14 protein-coding genes are annotated in these 17,882 nt (G+C 61.7%); 9 read left to right on the plus strand and 5 right to left on the minus strand.

Annotated features, from left to right (window positions below; translation table 11 throughout):
* Positions 1 to 157: 157 nt before the first annotated feature.
* From IEX97_RS02500 to IEX97_RS02515, 4 genes are all read left to right on the plus strand, one after another.
* The gene (locus IEX97_RS02500) at positions 158 to 1,006 is read left to right on the plus strand and encodes a type 2 periplasmic-binding domain-containing protein (RefSeq protein WP_188880946.1); all 849 of its coding nucleotides are present in this window, start codon (positions 158 to 160) and stop codon (positions 1,004 to 1,006) included.
* A gap of 194 nt (positions 1,007 to 1,200) precedes the next feature.
* On the plus strand, positions 1,201 to 2,340 hold the full coding sequence (locus tag IEX97_RS02505) for a Gfo/Idh/MocA family protein (protein WP_188880947.1): 1,140 nt from the start codon (positions 1,201 to 1,203) through the stop codon (positions 2,338 to 2,340).
* A 167-nt stretch (positions 2,341 to 2,507) separates the two neighbouring features.
* On the plus strand, positions 2,508 to 3,602 hold the full coding sequence (locus IEX97_RS02510) for a Gfo/Idh/MocA family protein (RefSeq protein ID WP_188880948.1): 1,095 nt from the start codon (positions 2,508 to 2,510) through the stop codon (positions 3,600 to 3,602).
* Positions 3,599 to 4,861, plus strand: a complete 1,263-nt coding sequence (locus tag IEX97_RS02515) for a glucuronate isomerase (RefSeq protein WP_229776286.1) — start codon at positions 3,599 to 3,601, stop codon at positions 4,859 to 4,861. Before IEX97_RS02510 ends, IEX97_RS02515 begins: the two co-directional genes overlap by 4 nt.
* A 153-nt stretch (positions 4,862 to 5,014) precedes the next feature.
* Here the strand turns inward: IEX97_RS02515 and IEX97_RS02520 are convergent, their stop codons facing one another.
* The 5 genes from IEX97_RS02520 to IEX97_RS02540 form a co-directional block, all read right to left on the minus strand.
* Positions 5,015 to 7,156: an alpha-glucuronidase family glycosyl hydrolase gene (locus IEX97_RS02520; RefSeq protein WP_188880949.1), complete on the minus strand. Its 2,142-nt coding sequence runs from the start codon at positions 7,154 to 7,156 to the stop codon at positions 5,015 to 5,017.
* Between the two features lie 21 nt (positions 7,157 to 7,177).
* A complete protein-coding gene (locus IEX97_RS02525; protein WP_188880950.1) occupies positions 7,178 to 7,945 on the minus strand; it encodes an SDR family NAD(P)-dependent oxidoreductase in 768 nt (255 codons plus the stop codon).
* Entirely contained in the window at positions 7,929 to 9,281 is a 1,353-nt protein-coding gene (locus IEX97_RS02530) for an enolase C-terminal domain-like protein (protein ID WP_188880951.1), read from the minus strand. Before IEX97_RS02530 ends, IEX97_RS02525 begins: the two co-directional genes overlap by 17 nt.
* Before the next feature lie 47 nt (positions 9,282 to 9,328).
* Positions 9,329 to 10,000: a GntR family transcriptional regulator gene (locus IEX97_RS02535; RefSeq protein ID WP_229776287.1), complete on the minus strand. Its 672-nt coding sequence runs from the start codon at positions 9,998 to 10,000 to the stop codon at positions 9,329 to 9,331.
* Positions 10,001 to 10,080: 80 nt separating this feature from the next.
* On the minus strand, positions 10,081 to 11,079 hold the full coding sequence (locus IEX97_RS02540; RefSeq protein WP_188880953.1) for an endo-1,4-beta-xylanase: 999 nt from the start codon (positions 11,077 to 11,079) through the stop codon (positions 10,081 to 10,083).
* 726 nt (positions 11,080 to 11,805) lie between these two features.
* On the opposite strand from IEX97_RS02540, the gene IEX97_RS02545 reads away from it, so the two are divergent.
* The 5 genes from IEX97_RS02545 to IEX97_RS02565 all read left to right on the plus strand — a co-directional run bounded on the left by IEX97_RS02545 (position 11,806) and on the right by IEX97_RS02565 (position 17,754).
* Positions 11,806 to 13,854, plus strand: coding sequence for a peptide ABC transporter substrate-binding protein (locus IEX97_RS02545; RefSeq protein WP_188880954.1), 2,049 nt, complete (start codon positions 11,806 to 11,808; stop codon positions 13,852 to 13,854).
* An 86-nt stretch (positions 13,855 to 13,940) separates the two neighbouring features.
* Positions 13,941 to 14,906, plus strand: coding sequence for an ABC transporter permease (locus IEX97_RS02550; protein WP_188880955.1), 966 nt, complete (start codon positions 13,941 to 13,943; stop codon positions 14,904 to 14,906).
* A gap of 30 nt (positions 14,907 to 14,936) precedes the next feature.
* Positions 14,937 to 15,821 carry an ABC transporter permease gene (locus IEX97_RS02555; RefSeq protein ID WP_188880957.1) on the plus strand — a complete coding sequence of 295 codons (885 nt, stop codon included), beginning with the start codon at positions 14,937 to 14,939 and terminating at the stop codon, positions 15,819 to 15,821.
* The gene (locus IEX97_RS02560; protein WP_188880958.1) at positions 15,822 to 16,808 is read left to right on the plus strand and encodes an ABC transporter ATP-binding protein; all 987 of its coding nucleotides are present in this window, start codon (positions 15,822 to 15,824) and stop codon (positions 16,806 to 16,808) included.
* Positions 16,798 to 17,754, plus strand: coding sequence for an ABC transporter ATP-binding protein (locus IEX97_RS02565; protein WP_188880960.1), 957 nt, complete (start codon positions 16,798 to 16,800; stop codon positions 17,752 to 17,754). The genes IEX97_RS02560 and IEX97_RS02565 overlap by 11 nt, the downstream gene beginning before the upstream one ends.
* Positions 17,755 to 17,882 lie beyond the last annotated feature (128 nt).

Consider the following 17,882-nt stretch of genomic DNA (forward strand, 5'->3'; position numbering starts at 1 on the left):
AGTAGACACGCACGGTGGCTTCGTCGTCAAATGTGGACGACGGATTTTACACCACTACTTGAGACTTTAACACCCGGACGGAGACGGGAAAAAGGATACGTTCGGACTGTCGGTCAGCACGAACATCGGCAGTTCGGACCCTGTGCCGTATTGGTGCGTGGAGTTTGGCGGCCCGAACAACTGGGAGATTAAAAACGGCAACTTTGTCAAAGATGTTTTGACGCCGCAGTATGTCCAGGCATTGAATTTTGTCCGTAAGCTGTATACGGAAGGATTGATCAACCAAGATTTTGCCGTGATCCAGCGCCCTGACTGGGAAGGGAACTTCACGAGCGGCAAGGCGGGCGCCATTACAAACACCTCGAACACCGCGTTGACCTATTTGCAGCGGCTGCAGCAGACGAATCCGAAATGGCAAGAGGGCGTGGTCGGGGTTCTGCAAGGACCAAAAGGTTATCGTATTGCCTCAGGCCCTGGCTACAACGGCATCTTGCTCTTCCCGAAGTCTTCGGTAAAGACGGTTCAACAGCTGAAGCAGATCCTCAGCTTCTTTGAGAAGTTATGCGACAAGCCCATGGCCAATCTGTTGGCATACGGCATCCAAGGAAAGCATTACACCATCAAAAATGGCGTGGTGATCCGCAATCCGAATGCGGATTACGACGATGAGGTCGGCTTCCCGTACCGGTGGCCGCTCTGCGTGGTGGATCCGACGCACTTCGCCACGCCGGCAAAGTTGACGCCGATTGAACAACAGACGAATCAGGTTGTTGCGTTGAACAATAAGTATGCCGTCCAGGATCCGACGCTGACACTCGTCTCGCCGACTTACCAGACAAAGGGTGCGCAACTCAACCAAATCATCACAGACGCCGACACGCAATACATCATGGGTAAGATCACCATCGGCCAGTGGCGGCAAAAGATTGCGCAGTGGGAGGCCCAGGGCGGCGACCAGATTGCGAAGGAGTACGAGCAGGCCTGGAAGGCGCAGCACAAGAAATGAGGGGCCAGCACACAGAAGATACGCTCGCACCACGGATGTGCACGATGCGGCAGGCTCCGGGTGGTTACGCCGCATCCAGGCCCCTCTGCGAATCATGGTAGCACATACAGGAGGAAAGAGAACCATCGGCCGGCGGGCAACGGGTTACCCGTTGCCCGCCGTATTGCCATGGACCGCGACAGGAGGGACCTTTCGTGTTGAACGTCGCCATCATCGGCGCAGGTGCCATCTGCCCGAGCCATGTACAAGGGTATCTGGCGTTTCCTCAGCGCTGCCAGATCCGGGCGGTCGTCGACATCTATCCAGAGAAGGCAGAAGCCGTTATCGCCAAGTTTGGCCTTGCGGCCCGGGCGCTCGCGGACTATCGCGCCATCCTCGACGATCCCGGCATCCATCTCGTGTCCGTCTGCACGCCGCCCTCGACCCATGCGCAGATTGCCATCGACTGTCTGCGCGCCGGGAAGCACGTCCTCGTCGAGAAGCCGATGGCCGCTTCCCTCGCGGAGTGCGACGAGATGATCCGCGCCGCTGCGGAGAGCGGCAAGGTGCTCTCCGTCGTGGCTCAAAACCGGTTTCGCACACCGGTGATGAAGCTGAAACAGGTGTTGGAGGCCGGCCTCGCCGGGCGCATCGTGCACGCTCAGGTTGATTCCCACTGGTGGCGCGGCTACATGTACTACGACCTGTGGTGGCGCGGGACGTGGGAAAGCGAGGGTGGCGGCTGCACCTTGAACCACGCCGTCCACCACATCGACATGCTGCTGTGGATGTTGGGGTCGCCGAGCGAGGTGACGGCGGTGATGGCCAACGTCGCCCACGACAACGCGGAGGTCGAAGACCTCTCCATTGCGGTCCTGCGGTACCCGGACCGGTGCCTCGCCCAGATCACCAGCTCGGTGGTGCACCACGGCGAGGATCAGCAGGTCATCTTCCAGGGCGAGCGGGCCAGAGTGTCCATGCCGTGGAAGCTGTACGCCTCCAGGCCGCGCGAGAACGGCTTCCCCATCCGCGACGAGGCGGCGGAGCAAGCCATGCAAGCGTTCTACGACCAACTGCCGGACGTGCGCTACGAAGGACACACCGGTCAGATTGACGACGTGCTCACCGCCCTGGAGACGGGTCGTCCGGTGCTCATCGACGGTCACGCCGGGCGGCGGACGTTGGAGCTGATTGTTTCCATCTACAAGTCCGCCACGCTGCGCGAGACGGTGTCGTTGCCGCTTTTGCCGGGCGATCCGTTCTATACCAAAGAAGGGTTATTGCAACGAGCGCCGAAATTCTTTGAAAAGAAGCGCACCGTCACCGGGTTCGCGGACAACGTCATCACGACGTGAAGCCGTCTGCGGACGTGGCATGGTCTGCGGCAGAGACGCTTCCTGTGGACGAGCCATCGTCTGCGGACGTGGCGCGCGCCGGCTGGCGGGACTGCGCAGCCATTCGCATCCGGTCCCGTGGCCAAGGCGGGATCGGAGCCAATCCGACGAAGCGGAGGGACGCGAGGGTGTCGAGACAAGACGGCATGAACTACGCACCGCAGGGCAAACCGGCCCCGGTGTGCGAGCCGGGCGAGTTTGTGTTCGCCGCCATCGGCCTCGACCACGGCCACATTTACGGGATGTGCAACGGCCTGCTCGAGGCGGGCGGGCAGCTCAAATGGGTGTACGATCCAGACCCCGCCAAGGTGGAGCGCTTCCTGGAACGGTATCCCGGCGTGCGCGCGGCCCGCTCGGAACAGGAGGTGCTGCAGGACAAAGAGGTGCATCTGGTGGCTTCGGCGTGCGTCCCGGTGGACCGGGAACCGCTCGGCGTCCGGGTGATGCGCCACGGCAAGGACTACTTCACCGACAAGCCGCCGCTGACCACCTTGGCGCAATTGGAGGAAGCGAAACGGGTGGTGGCGGAGACCGGCCGCAAGTACGCCGTCTACTACAGCGAGCGGCTGCATGTGGAAAGCGCGGTCCACGCCGGTGACCTCATTGCGGACGGGGCCATCGGCGAGGTGGTGCAGGTGATGGGGATGGGTCCGCACCGCATGAGCCCGCAGAGCCGCCCGGCCTGGTTTTTCGATCCCGCCAAGTTCGGCGGCATCCTCTGCGACATCGGCAGCCACCAGGTGGAGCAGATCCTCTACTACGCCGGGGCCAAGGACGCCAAGGTGCTCGCCAGCCGCGTCGGCAACTACGCCCACCCGGAGTACCCGGACTTCCAGGACTTCGGCGACGCCAGCATCCTCTGCGACAACGGGGTCTCCGGCTACTTCCGCGTCGACTGGTTCACGCCGGACGGCCTCGGGACGTGGGGCGACGGCCGCACCTTCATCCTCGGCACGAAAGGATACATCGAACTGCGTAAATACATCGATGTCGCGCGGGATCCGGAGGGCGACAAGGTCTACCTGGTCAACGGCGAGGGAGAGTTTCTCATCGACGTGCGCGGCAAGGTCGGCTATCCGTACTTCGGGCGTCTCATCCGGGACGTCCTGGAGCGTACGGAGACGGCGATGACCCAGGAACACGCATTCAAGGCGGCGGAGGTGTGCCTGCGGGCGCAGGCCGAGGCCGTCCGCATCGAGACCCGGGGAGGGAAGGCACGGTGACCCAGGCGGGGACACAAGAAGCATTGGCGCAAGAAGCTTTGGCGCAGCGGGTGCGGCGCATTGTCGATGCGACACCGGTCGTGGACATGCATACCCATCTCTATGCCCCGGCGCTCAAGGAACTGCTTTTGTGCGGGGCGGACGAATTGATGTGCTTCCACTACCTCATCTCCGAGAGTTTTCGCGTGCACCGCTTGCCGTACGACGTGTTTTGGGGGATGTCCAAGCGGGAGCAGGCGGAGGTCGTCTGGCGCGCGCTGTTTGAGCAATCCACCCCGCTCAGCGAGGCGGCTTCCGGGGTGATTGAGATCGCGCAGGCGTTCGGGATGCAGCCCGGCCGTTTCACCCTCCATGACCTGCGCGCGGTGCTGTCCGACACCCCGACGGCCGCTTACATCGACAAGGTATTCCAACTGGCGGGCGTGGACCTGGTGGTGATGACGAACGACCCGTTCGATCGCGCCGAGCGGGCCTACTGGGCGCAGGGCGTCGAGATCGATCCGAAATTCCGCGCCTCGCTGCGCCTGGATACGTTGGTGAATCAGTTCGCGGATGCGTGCCAGGACCTGCAGGCGCAGGGCTTCGACGTGGCGCCGGATTTGTCCGGGCGGACGTTCGCGGAGCTTGAACGGTGGCTCGAATCGTGGGTGGAGCGGACGCAGCCGGTGTACGTCGCGTTCTCGGCAGCAGACGACCTGGTCTACCCGGACGATGGGGTGCGCGGGCAACTGCTGGACAAGGTGCTGCTCCCGGTATGCCGGCGGCACAAGCTGCCGCTCTCGCTCATGATTGGCGCCAGGCGGCGCGTGAATCCGGACTTGCGCCTGGCGGGCGACAGCGTGACGCAGGCCTCGTTGCGCCCGGTGGAGCGGCTGTGCGCGGACAACCCGGACAACAAGTTCCTCATCACCATGCTCGCCAGGGAAAACCAGCATGAGCTGGTCGTGACGGCGCGCAAGTTCCACAACCTGATGCCGTTCGGCTGCTGGTGGTTTGTGAACACCGACACCTTGGTGGAAGAGATCACACGGCTGCGCCTGGAGTTGTTGGGACCCACCTTTATCCCGCAGCACTCGGACGCCCGCGTGCTCGAGCACCTCATCTACAAGTGGCAGCGGGCGCGCGACGTGGTGGCGCGGGTCCTCACCGACAAGTACGGCGCGCTCGTCCGGCGCGGCTGGGCCGTGGAGGACGCCGACATCGAGCGGGACGTGCGGCGTTTGTTCCGGGATAACTTTTGGGACTTCGTGCAGGCGTGATCCACGCCGCCCACGCCAACGGGCCTCCCCGCTCGCTTGCCGCGAGGGGGAGGCCCGTTCTGTGTGCGCTGCGGTGGCCAGCCGGGCCTGCACGGCCGGGGTCTCGCCGGTCAGGGGAGCGAGACGGGCTGGATGGGGCGCAACCCTGCGGGCTTACGGGTGAATGAGCCGCCCGTGTTCGTCCGGGATGCCGGATTTCCGGTAGAAATACGTGTTGATGACGTCTCGCCACTCTTTGGCGTGTTCCGCTTGTTCCGTGAGCCGCTCCAGGACGACATGGTACCGCACGTCGTCGATCCGCCGGGCGAGGGATTCCCACCGCTGTTTGAGCCACTCGGCACGCTCGGCGCCTTCGAAATGGCTGTCGTAGATGTGTTGGATGACCGTCTTGCCGGAGTGGAGGCGATGGGTGTACGGCACGTGATGGAAGAACAACAGCAGCTCGTCCGGACACGTCGCCAGCGACTCGTACACATCGCAGTGGGGCGGATGGTACTGGCCGGTGTAGCCGGTGCCCGTCCTGCGTGTGCGATCGACGCCGACGCCCTGGTGGTCGGCGTAGTGGTACGTCCCCCACTTGGAGTACTCATAGCCGTCCGGGTTGGGCCCGTAGTGGTGGCCCGGGTTGACCATCCACCCCACGCCCAAGGGCGCCGTGTAACTCTCGTAGATGGACCATGAAGCCATCAGCATCTCGGTGATGGTCGTCACGACGAGCGGATCGTCCCCGAAGGTCAGCCGCACCCATTCCTCGGCGATGGCTGCAGCCGATAGCTCCGGATTCCAGGCCAACCGCCCGAAGCCGTACAGGTTGGCCTGGGCCAGGACATGCCCCGTCCAGAACACGTCGTCGCCGACGTTGCTCACCCCGGCGACGCCGCCCTGCGGCCGCCGGAAGAGCTCGCCGGAGGCGATGCGGGCCACCGTCGATCCGGGACCTCGTGCGTACGTGTCAAACGCCACGACCTCCTGCCACTGCGGGACGAGGTAACACAGGTGGCGCTGCTGGCCCGTGTACTCCTGCGTGATCTGCAGTTCCAGCATTTGGTTGGTGCGGGTGAGACCGCCGAACAGGGGCGACACCGGTTCCCGGACTTGAAAGTCCATCGGCCCGTTCTTAATCTGGAGGATGACGTTGTCGCGGAACATGCCGTCGAGCGGCACAAAGTGGTCGTACGCCGCCCGGGCGCGGTCCGTCTTGCGATCCCGCCAGTCCTGCAGGCAGTTGTAGACGAAGCAGCGCCAGATGACGATGCCGCCGAACGGCGCGAGCGCATCCGCCAGCATGTTGGCGCCCTGGGCGTGATCGCGCCCGTAGGTGAACGGCCCGGGCCGGAACTCGGAGTCGGCCTTGACGAGAAAGCCGCCGAAGTCGGGGATGTACTGGTAGATGGTGCGAGCGGTCTCCCGCCACCACCGGGCGACGTCCGGATGGAGCGGGTCGGCGGTCGGCAGGCCGCCCACCTCGATGGGACTGGCGAAGTTCACGGACAGGAACACGCGGATGCCGTACGCGCGGAACACGTCCGCGATCCGAGCCAGGTCGGGCAGGTATTCTTCCGTGATGAACCGCGTTTCCGTGGCGTGGACGTTGACGTTGTTCAGCGCCACCGCGTTGATGCCGACGGAGGCGAGCAGCCGCGCGTACGCGCGGATACGCGGGTTGTCGGCGAGGACGCGCCCCTCGCGGAAGAAGATGGAACGGCCCGCGTAGCCGCGCTCCACCGATCCGTCGGCGTTGTCCCAGTGGTTGAGCATGCGCAGGGGGTTGACCGGATGTTCGCACGCGGCCAAACCAGAAAGCGGCGTCCCCAGCGTCAGCCCGCGCAACAGGTGAAAGACCCCGTACAGCACGCCGGCCTCATCGCCGCCGACGACGAAGATGGCGGGTGCTGCGCCTTGGGGAGATCGGTCATCCGGCGTCTCCATCACATGGAGGAGAAATCCTTCCCGCCCAAGTTCAGCCAGGCGTGCCGCCGGGAGCAGCGTCGCCCACGGGGCGCGCAAGGCGGCCGCGCGCGTGGCGACAATGACACCGGCTGCCCGCCAGTCCGCGGCTTCTGTGACCGTCCTCCCCGTGAGGGAAGATAGCCCCTGCCGCAGTTCCGCACGGGCGGTCGCGAGCAGCGGGTGCAGCGGGCCGGCGACGTGGACAGCAGTCAGCCGCGCGAACAGGCGCGTGAGATCGCCGCGGCTTGGCGGGATGAACCGCAACCAGCATGGATCGGCGGCCGCTTGACGCGCAGCGTCGTCGGCCGGGGTACGTGACGGATGCAGACCGGGTGTCTCGGACATGGCATGGCCGACCTCCTGCAGTTAAATGTACCCGTTGGCGAGCCAGCCGCCGTCCACGACCAGCGTCGTCCCGGTCACATACCGGCTGTCCTCGCTGGCGAGAAACAAGGCGGGGCCGACCAAGTCTTCCGGCTTGCCGAGCCGGCCAAGCGGGATGCGCGCCTCCAGCTTCTCCGGCTGGTGGACGCCGCGCTTGACGTACTGATCGAAGATTTCGGTCCAAATGAACCCAGGCGTGATGTTGTTGACGCGGATGCCGTGCCGGGCCCATTCCACCGCCAGGTTTTGCGTCAACTGCATCACGCCGCCCTTGCTGGCCGCGTACGCCGCCCGGCGCGGGATGGCGGCGTGGGCGGTAATGGAGGTGATGTTGATGATGCTGCCGCCGCGGCCTTGCTGAATCATCCGGGCGCCGGCGTGCTTGCAGAAGTAGAACGTGCCGTACAGGTTGATCCGGAGGCAGCGGTCCCAATCGTCGTCCGTCAATTGGTGGCTGTCGGCCGCGATCGAGACACCCGCGCAGTTGACCAGGATGTCGATCCCGCCGAAATGCTGTACCACCTTTGCGATGGCCGCGATGGCGTCGTCCTCACGGCTGACGTCGCCGACGATGGGCAGGACTTCGGCGCCGGTCTCCTCCTGGATGCGGCGCGCGCGGGCCAAGAGTTCCGCCTCCGTCCGCGCCAGGACGGCGACGCGGGCCCCCTCCGCCGCAAACCCGCGGGCGATGGCGGCGCCGATGCCGCGGCCGCCGCCGGTGACGAGGGCGATTTTACCTTGAAGGCGCATGGACTTCGTCTCCTTCCGCTTCGGGGTTCGGGCGTTCCGCCTGCACAGGCGCGGACGGGCCGGATGGTGCGGATGCTGCGGCGCGGCTTGACGCAGCTTCGGCCGCCGCACCCGAGGCGGCCACGTCAGGGTCGGCCCAGTCTTGGTTCGGTACCAGGGCGAACCAGTGCGGTCGGGCGGGATCGCGGTCGTACGGATAGCCGCCGTCCCGCAAATATGCTTCGTGGTAGACGGCCACCTTGTCCCGGTCGAGCTTCACGCCCAAACCGGGGCCCTCCGGCACGCGGATGGCGCCACCTTCGTACTTCATCTTGCCGCCGGCGATGATGTCGTCCCGCAGGTGGTGGTAGTGGGCGTCCGCCGCGAACGTGAGGTTCGGCAGTACGGCGCCGAGATGGAGCATGGTCGCCAGTTGAATGCCGAGTTCGCCGGACGAGTGCACCGCCACGCCGAGCTGGAACGTTTCGCAGACGCCGGCCGCTTTGACGCACGGCCGGATGCCGCCCCAGAACGTGGTGTCGAGCAGGATGACGTCCACGGCCGGGTTGAGGACATTGGCGGCCAACTGTTCAAAGTTGACGACCACGGTATTGGTGGCGATGGGGATGGGCAAGAGGCTGCGCAGGCGGCGCAGGCCGTTCATCCCCCACACAGGATCCTCGAAGTAGTCGTTGTTGAGGCCGAGGATGGCGCGGCCGAAGTGAAGCGCTTCCTCGACGGAGAGGACGCCGTTCGGGTCGTAGCGCAGCCGGTCTGTCGGAAACTCGGCTGCCAGCGCCTGGTAGCATTCCAGCTCGTATTTCGGCGGAAAGACTCCGCCTTTGAGCTTGTGGGTGGTGAAACCGCACTCCGCTTTCAGTGCACGGGTATAGGCGATGAGCTGATCCACGGTGCGGATCTCATCCGCCCCCGCGTTGTCGGGCAATCGGAAAAACAGGTAGCTGGCAAAGGGCACGCGGTCGCGCAACTTCCCGCCGAGCAGTTGGTAGACCGGCACGTTCAAGTACTGGCCGATGATGTCCAGGCACGCGAATTCGAGGGCGGCATGGATCTGCGTCCGGTTGTTGTACAGGCTCGCGGTCGGATTGCAGATCTTGAAGCGCATCGCCTCGAGTTGGAACGGATCGTGGCCGAGGAGATACGACTTGAGCGCGGTGACGGCCGCTTCCGCGCTCTCCCCGCCGCCCCCCAACTCGCCGAGGCCGACGAGTCCTTCGTCCGTCTCGACCTCGACAATCGTGCGGATGAACCGGCCCCAGTGCGCGCCGTTGCTGTGACGGAGTTGACCGTACAAAGGCACGGCGACGGTGGTGGCGCGTATATCGGTGATGCGCATCGGACAACCCTCCAGTGGTCGATGTCCCCCGCCCGTCCGCAAGGGATCTAAGGCAGGAAATAATCCGGAAACTGCCGTTTCAAAAGCGGGAGCTCTGCGCCCAATTTGCCGAGATGCTCACGCAAGACCTGCTCGGTACGCGCTTCGTCCCCCGAGATGACGGCAGCAAAAATGCGGTGGTGGTCGTCGAGCACCGGTTGGCTTTTCCCGAGCGCCTTCAGGGTGAGGTAGCGCACGCGGTTCAGGTGGCTGCGCATCTCGGCGATGATCTGAATGAGGGTCTGGTTTTCGGCGAACTGAAGAAACTGGTTGTGAAAGTCCTCATCCAGTCGCAGGAACAACGCCTCGTCCCCGGCTTCCACCGCAGCCGCCTGACGGCGCAAAATCTCCGCAATCTCGCTCTCGACCATCTGGCAGACCGGATGGTTTCGGTCCCATCGGCGGGCGACGAGGCGGAAGGCGCTCACCTCCAGGCTCTCGCGGACAAACCGGGTCTCTTCCACCTTGGTCTCCGAGATTTTCGCCACGCGCAGGCCGCGCTGCGGCAGGACTTCCACCAGCCCTTCCCGGTGCAACAGCTTGATGGCCTCCCGCACCGGAGTCCGGCTCATCTGCAGGCGCTCCGCCAGTTCCGGTTCGTAGATCATCTGCCCTGGCAGCAATTGCAGGGAAATGATCAACTCCCGGATGAAGTCGTACGCTTTTTCTGCTAAACTCATGACCATCGCGCTCCCCGTCGCTCTACTTACACGTGCCGTTCCATCCACCGCGCGAGGCGATTGGAGTCATGCGTTCCATTTTAGGGAAGCGCGCGCCAAAATGCAGCTTTCGGCTGGTGCGCCGTGTCGAACAACAGCGGCCAATCCTTGCGGCCACGGACCGGGAAGTCGTCCCGCCACGTCCAGTCGTCCGCCACGCCCCACAGCGTCACGCCGGTGATGACGTCTTTGTATTCGCGGAAGATGGCGAAGATCTCGCCATACCGTTCCGCCTGGCGCTCCAGCCATTCCGGCGGCGGGGTGCGCAGGTCGGTGCGCCGGTCCTGCCAGTCGTAGAGCGTGATGTCGAGTTCCGTGATTTGGATCTGCACGCCCAGGCTGGCGAAGCGTTCGATGGTGCGGCGGATGTCGTCGGCAGCGGGACGCACGAGACCCCAGTGTCCCTGCATCCCGATGCCGTGCACAGGGACATCCTGCGCCCGCAGATCGCGGACCAGCCGGTAGATCTTCTCGCGCTTTTCTTCCTCGCATTCGTTATAATCGTTGTAGAACAACAAGGCGTCCGGATCCGCCTCGTGCGCGAAGATATACGCGTCCCGCAGATAGTCGGGCCCGAGGATGGCGTGCCACTTCGAATCACGCAACCATGCCTCGCCGCTGTCGGCCACCGCTTCATTCACCACGTCCCAGCAGTAGACGCGCCCGCGGTACCGGGACATGACCGTGTGAATGTGTTCGCGCATCCGGGCGCGTAAATCCGCCGGTTTCACGGGGGACCCGTCCGAACCTTCGAACACCCAGGACGGTGTCTGGTTGTGCCAGACCAAGGTGTGTCCCCGCACCTTCATGTGGTTGGCTTGTGCGAACGCCACGATGTCGTCCGCCGCGGCGAAATCGTAGCGGTCCGGCTCCGGGTGCACGAGCGCGAACTTCATGTGGTTTTCTGCCGTGACGCTGGAGAAGTGGCGCGTCAGCACATCGCGGTGGGAACGTATGACCTCGGGTGAAACGGCGGCGCCAATCGGGAAATACGCAGCATACGCGGCCGCCAGCGACGGGATGTTGCCATCTTGGTTCATGGTGCATGCCTCCACAACGGACAGAATACGATCGCAATCTAGTATACTAGTATTTCACGCGTGGTGCAATGCTTCGTGTACGACAAATGAAACAGGATTTCATTGGTTTGAAACAGACTATCTAGTAGGCCGAAGATTGAATCCTATCGGGTTTGGAGATTGTATTTCATAGGTTTTCCCGGTTGGTGCGCAAGGTGCGCTGTCGCGTGATGAACTTAGATTGTCTTTTTTTATCCTTTTTTAACGTATCTTTTATCGAGCTGGCTGGGTGGAACTTTGCACCGCTTGACAGAATTCGGACGATCGTCGTAATAGTATACGAATCAAACAGGAAGCACTGCGGATGGTGGGGACAGTCCTGCGTGAAAGCGGTCTCGCCGTCCAGGAAGCTTGAAAGAGGTCCTGATGGAAGGGGGCGGTGTTCAGGTTCAGGCGCCGGCACGTTGAACGTGATTCGTGGACGTATTTTAGGTGATTGGCTAAACGAATGCATAGGTTGAAGACGGGTTTATCTCACTGTAAGGTGAGATAAGTCGGTGCTGTGCGCTTCGGAACCGATTTCGAAACGCTCGGGGTACTTCTCTTGTGGTTCGGGGTCGAATGGGATGGCGAACTTCATGGGGTAGGTTCGTTGCGTGTTTGGGGTCATGGTTTTTACAAGAATCGGTATATGATGCACGTGTGACGATTCCGTCGCAGGACATGAAAAGAAGGGTGAGGGATTCGATGTCCAAACGTACTTGGCGCGCTTTGAAGAAACCGCTTGCGGTGCTGGCGCTCGGCGGAACTGCGGTCGGCACGGCGGTGATGGGGTTGGCCTCTCAGGCGTCCGCTGCCGCGGCGCAAAGCGTGGTGACCATCCCCAATCCGGGTATGACGAGCCTGGATCCTTCCGCTTGGGCAGGTCAAATCTTGATTGACCAAGGCACCGTGCTTGAAGGCCTGTACGGATATGACCAGAACAACCATGTGGTGCCGAAGATTGCGGAGAGCGCGACCTCGTCGCAAGGCGGCTTGGTCTGGACATTCAAGTTGCGCAAGGACGCGCGCTGGTCGAACGGTGCCCCGGTGACGGCGCACGACTTCTACTATGCGTGGATGCGCGTCCTTGATCCGAAAAATGCGAACAGCGCGGTGTGGGCGAGCGTTGTGTCGTTGGTCAAGAACGGATGGCAGTATCATGGCGGTGCGGCCAAAGCGAGCGATGTCGGGATCAAGGTCCTCGACGATTACACCATCCAACTCACTCTGAATCAGCCGGCAGACCCGCGGCCGTTCCTCGCCATTGCCGGATCGATGCCGCTTTACCAGAAATCGGTGGAAGCCCATCCGAATGACTGGTGGATGCCACAGAACTTCGTCGGCAACGGCCCGTACATCGTCAAGTCGTTTACGCCGAACGGCAAGGTGGTGCTCGTTCGCAACCCGAAGTACGTCGGCCGCAAGGGCACGGTCAATGTGGGGAATGTCCAGGAGATCGATATCGTCCCGGCGCCTTCTGTGCCGGTGGAGGATTACATTGCCGGCAAAATTGATGTTGCGCTCATCTCCAACCCGGCGGACTACCACTATGTGTTGACGCATCCGAATTTGAAGTCGCAGTTGCATACCGCGCCGGAGATCAACATCACTTATCTGCAGTACGACAAGTCGGTACAGCCGTCGGCGCTGGACAACGTGAAGGTCCGTCAGGCCATCGCGATGGTCATCAACCGCCAGCCGATTGTCGACAAGGTGTTGAACGGGATGGCGCAGGCGGTCAATGTCTTCGGTCCGTCCTGGTGGTCGGCGGCCAAGCTGGAGAAACCGATACCTTACAACGTGGCGAAGGCGCGCCAGTTGTTGAAGGAAGCCGGTTATCCGAACGGCAAGGGCATTGGCACTTTGTATTTGTATTGTGAAGCGGGGAACCAGCAGCAGCTCAGTGTGGCTCAAGCGCTGCAACAAGAGATCCGTCAAGCGTTGAATATCAACTTCCAGATCGTTCCTCTTCCAACCACCCAACACAACAACATCATTTGGGGTGGATTGAACCAAGGTATCAAGCCAGGGTATAACATCGCGACCGGCGTGGCCAACTGGGCGAGCGTGAACTATCAGGATATGCAGGCCGGTCAGTGCCTGTACTTCCCGGGTAGCTACGGGTTTACCGCACAACAGCGCCAGTATATCTCGCAGTGGTATTTCAACAAGTACAATCCGGCCGAGGTTCAGCGCTACGGCAATCCGGACGATCCGAAGATCGGTGTGTCGTGGAACGACTGGAAGCTGCTTGACGCCGACGCGAAGAAGGACATCAAGTTCCTCGACAACTTCATCAACAAGCTGCCTGAACCGTATCGTACAATCGAGAAGGGTCATGGCCTGTCCTTGACCGAGCAGTGGAATACCCTGGTCAACAATTGGAAGAATGCGAAGACGGACGCCGATAAGCACAACGCGTGGGTGGAAGCATTCAAGACTCTCAGTTCGTATCCGACAGGTAACGCCAATGTAAACGTAGGTTGGAACGAACAAGTTTGGCTCTATCAGCATGAGTCGAAGCAGACGCTGCAATGGGTCTTGTGGAAACATGCTCTTGATAACTCCTTGAGTGAGGCGGATGCTGCCAAGTACGCTTCGCAAGTGGTCAACGCGTTGATGTCGCAAGGGTATGTCGAACCGCTGTACCTGAACGAAGCCATCTATCTCGTGAAGCCGAATGTCGGGAATGTGCAAGTGAACCCGTGGTCATGGAACAACTTCTATCAGCTGCAGTACCTGACCGTGAAATAAGAAGCAGGTTTCAAGGCCAAGTATCCGAGCCTCAGCATGCCGGGCCGCGCGGTGCGGCCCGGCTGCTCTAAAAGGAGCGTTTTTGGATGGCGATTGTGCGCTTTTTAATCAAACGCATTGTAGCCATTATTTTGACCATGTCCGGCGTCATTGCCGTCGCGTACGTGATGATGTATTACGCCCCTGGTTCGTTTTTCAGTTCTTCACAAATAGCTTCGGCGTTGGGACAGCTGGCGGTACAGGATCCGCATGCGTATCAAGTCACCCTCAAGATGTTTGAGGAACGGTATGGTCTCGATAAACCGTTGTGGGAACAGGTTTTGAAGTACATTTGGTATTCATTGACCTTTAACTTTGGCAACTCGTACGAAAATCCGAATGTATCGATCATCAGTCAGTTGAAGGTCGCGCTGCCTATCAGTTTAGAACTTGCCTTTGGGTCCGTGGTGGTCGCTCTGATCATCGGTTTACCGCTTGGCATCATCGCCGCCCTTAAACGCAACAGTTGGCTGGATTACACGCTCTCCACGTTGTCGATGACCGGTCAAGCCATCCCGGCTTTCGTGTTGGCGGTGTTGTTTATTTTGCTGTTTGGCGTGGTCTGGCCTGGTACACTTCCGATTAACGGCTGGGGCACGTTTGGCAACGTCGTCCTGCCCGTATTATCGTTGGCTGCACCGAACATCGGTACCTTCGCGCGGTTTGTGCGCGGAAGCCTCATCGAGGTGCTGCGCCAGGACTACATTCGTACCGCGCAGGCGAAAGGTGTTCCGTATTGGCGGATGATCTTTCGGCATGCCATCCGGAATTCGCTCACGGCGCTCATCACCGTCGTGGGCCCGACGTTCGCCTTCACCGTGGTCGGCACGGTCTGGGTGGAGGACATTTTCGGCATCCCTGGGCTCGGGAAAATGTTGGCGAGCGCGTTTGGCAACTTAGATTATCCGTTGGCCATCACCTCGGTGTACTTGCTCTGCATGTTGGTCATGGTCACGAATCTCATCGTCGACCTGTGCTATGCGTGGCTCGACCCGCGCGTCAAACTGGAGTAGTGCCAGGTCGGAAGCGGAGGGTAGACACTGATGGCGGTTGTGTTGGAACAATCTCCCGCTGTTCGGCCTCGGCCACAGTCGCGTTGGTTGCAGGCCTGGCGGCGATACAGCCGAAACTACTTTGCTGTGGCTGGGTTGATCTGGGTCATTCTCTTTTTGTTGACCGGCATCATCGGTCCGTGGATTGCGCCATACGGATACGCGGATACAGATTTCCTGAACGTGTATCAGGGTCCGTCCTGGCAACACATCATGGGCACGGACAACCTGGGCCACGATATGTTCAGCCAAATCTTGTGGAGCACGCGGTTCGCCATCGAGATCGCGTTCGGGGCGACGCTCGTCAGCTTCGTCATCGGCGTGATCCTCGGCCTGTGGGCCGGGCTGGCCGGCGGCATCACCGACATGCTGATCATGCGTCTCGTCGACTTTATGTACGCGTTTCCGTCCTACTTTCTCAACTTGATTTTGGTTGTGAAATTCGGGCGCGGGCTGTTGCCGATCTTGTTTGCCATCGGCATCACCGGTTGGGCAGGCTATGCACGCTTGATTCGGAGCTTGGTGTTGTCGCTGCGCAACAGCGACATGGTGGAAGCTGCCCGGGCGCTCGGTGCTTCCCCGGTGCACATTGCGCGCAAATACGTGTTCCCGAACGTGATGACCAATATGGTCGTGGCGCTGGCGTTCGGCATCCCGTATGACCTGACGGCGCAAGCGGCGCTGAGTGTCGTCGGGCTGGGCCCGGCACCGCCGATGCCGAGCTTCGGCAACTTGGTCGCGAATGCGAATGCGAATATTCTCGGCTATCCATGGCTGCTTTACTTCCCGGCCGGCATTTTTGCGTTGACCCTGTTGTCGTTCCAGTTTGTGGCGGACGGTCTGCAAGAAGCGCTCAACCCGAAGGGGGGAAACTAAGTGGCGGACGCACTGCTGACGGTCGAGAACCTCGCCGTCGAATTTCAGCGGAACCGGGATCGGATTTACGCAGTCAATGGCGTCAGTTTTTCCATCGCACCGGGCGAGGCCCTGGGTATCGTCGGCGAAAGCGGCTCCGGCAAGTCGGTCACCCTCCTGTCGGTCTTGGGGCTGATTGCGGAAAACGGGCGCATCACCTCAGGTTCGGCCGTTTTTCAGGGACGTGATTTGCTCAAGCTGCGGCGCCGGGAACTCGAGGAGATTCGCGGCCGGGACATCGGCATGATCTTCCAGAACCCGATGACCAGCCTCAATCCGGTCATGCGGGTGGGCGACCAGATCATGGAGGTCATGTTGACGCACCATGTCGCGTCGCCGAAAGAGGCGTACCGGCGCACCATCGAGCTGCTGGAGGAGATGGGGATTCCGGAGCCGGAGGTGCGTTTCCGCAACTACCCGCACGAGTTTTCCGGCGGGATGCGGCAACGGATCATGATTGCCATCGCCATCGCCTGCAACCCGCAGTTGCTCATCGCGGATGAACCGACGACCGCGCTCGACGTGACGGTGCAGATGCAGATTCTCAGCCTGCTGCGCGACCTGCGGCAAACCAAAGGAATGGCCGTCGCCCTCATCACCCACGACTTCGGCGTTGCGGCGAATTTCTGCGATCGGCTGATTGTGATGTATGCGGGTTCGGTGGTCGAGGTGGCTTCGCGGGCGGAGTTCATCCGTCGTCCGATGCATCCGTACACCTTGGCGCTCAAGGAGTCCATCATCGAAGTGGGACACCGCCATCGGGAAGTGCGCGCCATCCCCGGCATGGCCCCGGTGCTTACTTCGCCGCCGAATTTCTGCGCGTTTGCGGATCGCTGTCCGTTTGCGATTGACCGCTGCCGGAACGAGCGGCCGCAACTGCGTTCGTTCGGAAACGGGCACGGTGTGGCATGTCACCGGGCGGAGGAGGTGCTCGAACTTGTCCATTGAACCATTGGTGAAAGCGACCGAGGTGTCCAAGCGGTTCCATGTCCAGGGGAAGGTGTTGCGGGCGGTGGAGCGTGTCTCGTTTGAGCTCCATCCCGGCAAGACGCTCGGCGTCGTGGGCGAAAGCGGATCGGGCAAATCGACGCTGGGACGCGTGGTGCTCAAGCTGTTGGAGGCGGACGGAGGGTCGGTGACGTTTGAAGGAACCGATCTGTCCAAGGTACCGCGCAAGACGCTGCGTCAGATGCGGCGCCATATGCAGATGGTGTTTCAGGACCCGATGGCGTCGCTCAACCCGCGGATGACGGTGTTCGATGCCATTGAGGACGGCCTGAAAATCCACGGCATCGGCAAGTCGGCGGCCGAACGGCGCATGCGCGTGGAAGAGGTGCTCGAGCGCGTGGGATTGCCGCGTTCCGCCGGGGTGGCGTACCCGCACGAGCTCTCCGGCGGACAGTTGCAGCGGGTCGGCATCGCGCGGGCGTTGGCACTGCGGCCGAAGTTTGTGGTGTTGGACGAGCCCGTGTCCGCGCTCGACGTGTCGATTCAGGCGCAGGTCATCCAGCTGTTGCGCGAACTCCGGGATGAAATGCAGCTGGCGTATATGTTCATTTCGCACAACCTGGCGGTGGTGGAGTATTTGAGCGACGAGGTGTTGGTCCTCTACCTGGGCGAGGTGGTGGAACAGGCGCCGGTGGAGGAGTTGTTCGCCAAACCGTCGCACCCGTACACGCAGGCGCTGATGCGCTCCGTCTTAAAGGTGCCCACCTCGCCGGACGAGGTGCAGGATTTGACACCCATCAGCGGAGAGATCCCGTCTCCGTTCGCGCCGCCGCCGGGTTGCCCGTTCCATCCGCGCTGTCCGGTGGCGCAGGAGGTGTGCCGGCAAAAGAAGCCGGAGATCCGGGAGATTTCTCCTGGCCATCGCGTTTCCTGTCATCTGGCTTGAATCATGCATCACGCCCCTCCAGCCCGGGTACCGATGGGTACGCCGGGCTGTGGTGTTTTATGATTGAATGGGTGTCGGTCTTCTGATAATATAAACCTTACGTCTACCGAGTTTTTTATGTACTAAAT

This window comes from Paenalicyclobacillus cellulosilyticus (assembly GCF_014647315.1).
Taxonomy (GTDB): domain Bacteria; phylum Bacillota; class Bacilli; order Alicyclobacillales; family Alicyclobacillaceae; genus Alicyclobacillus_J; species Alicyclobacillus_J cellulosilyticus.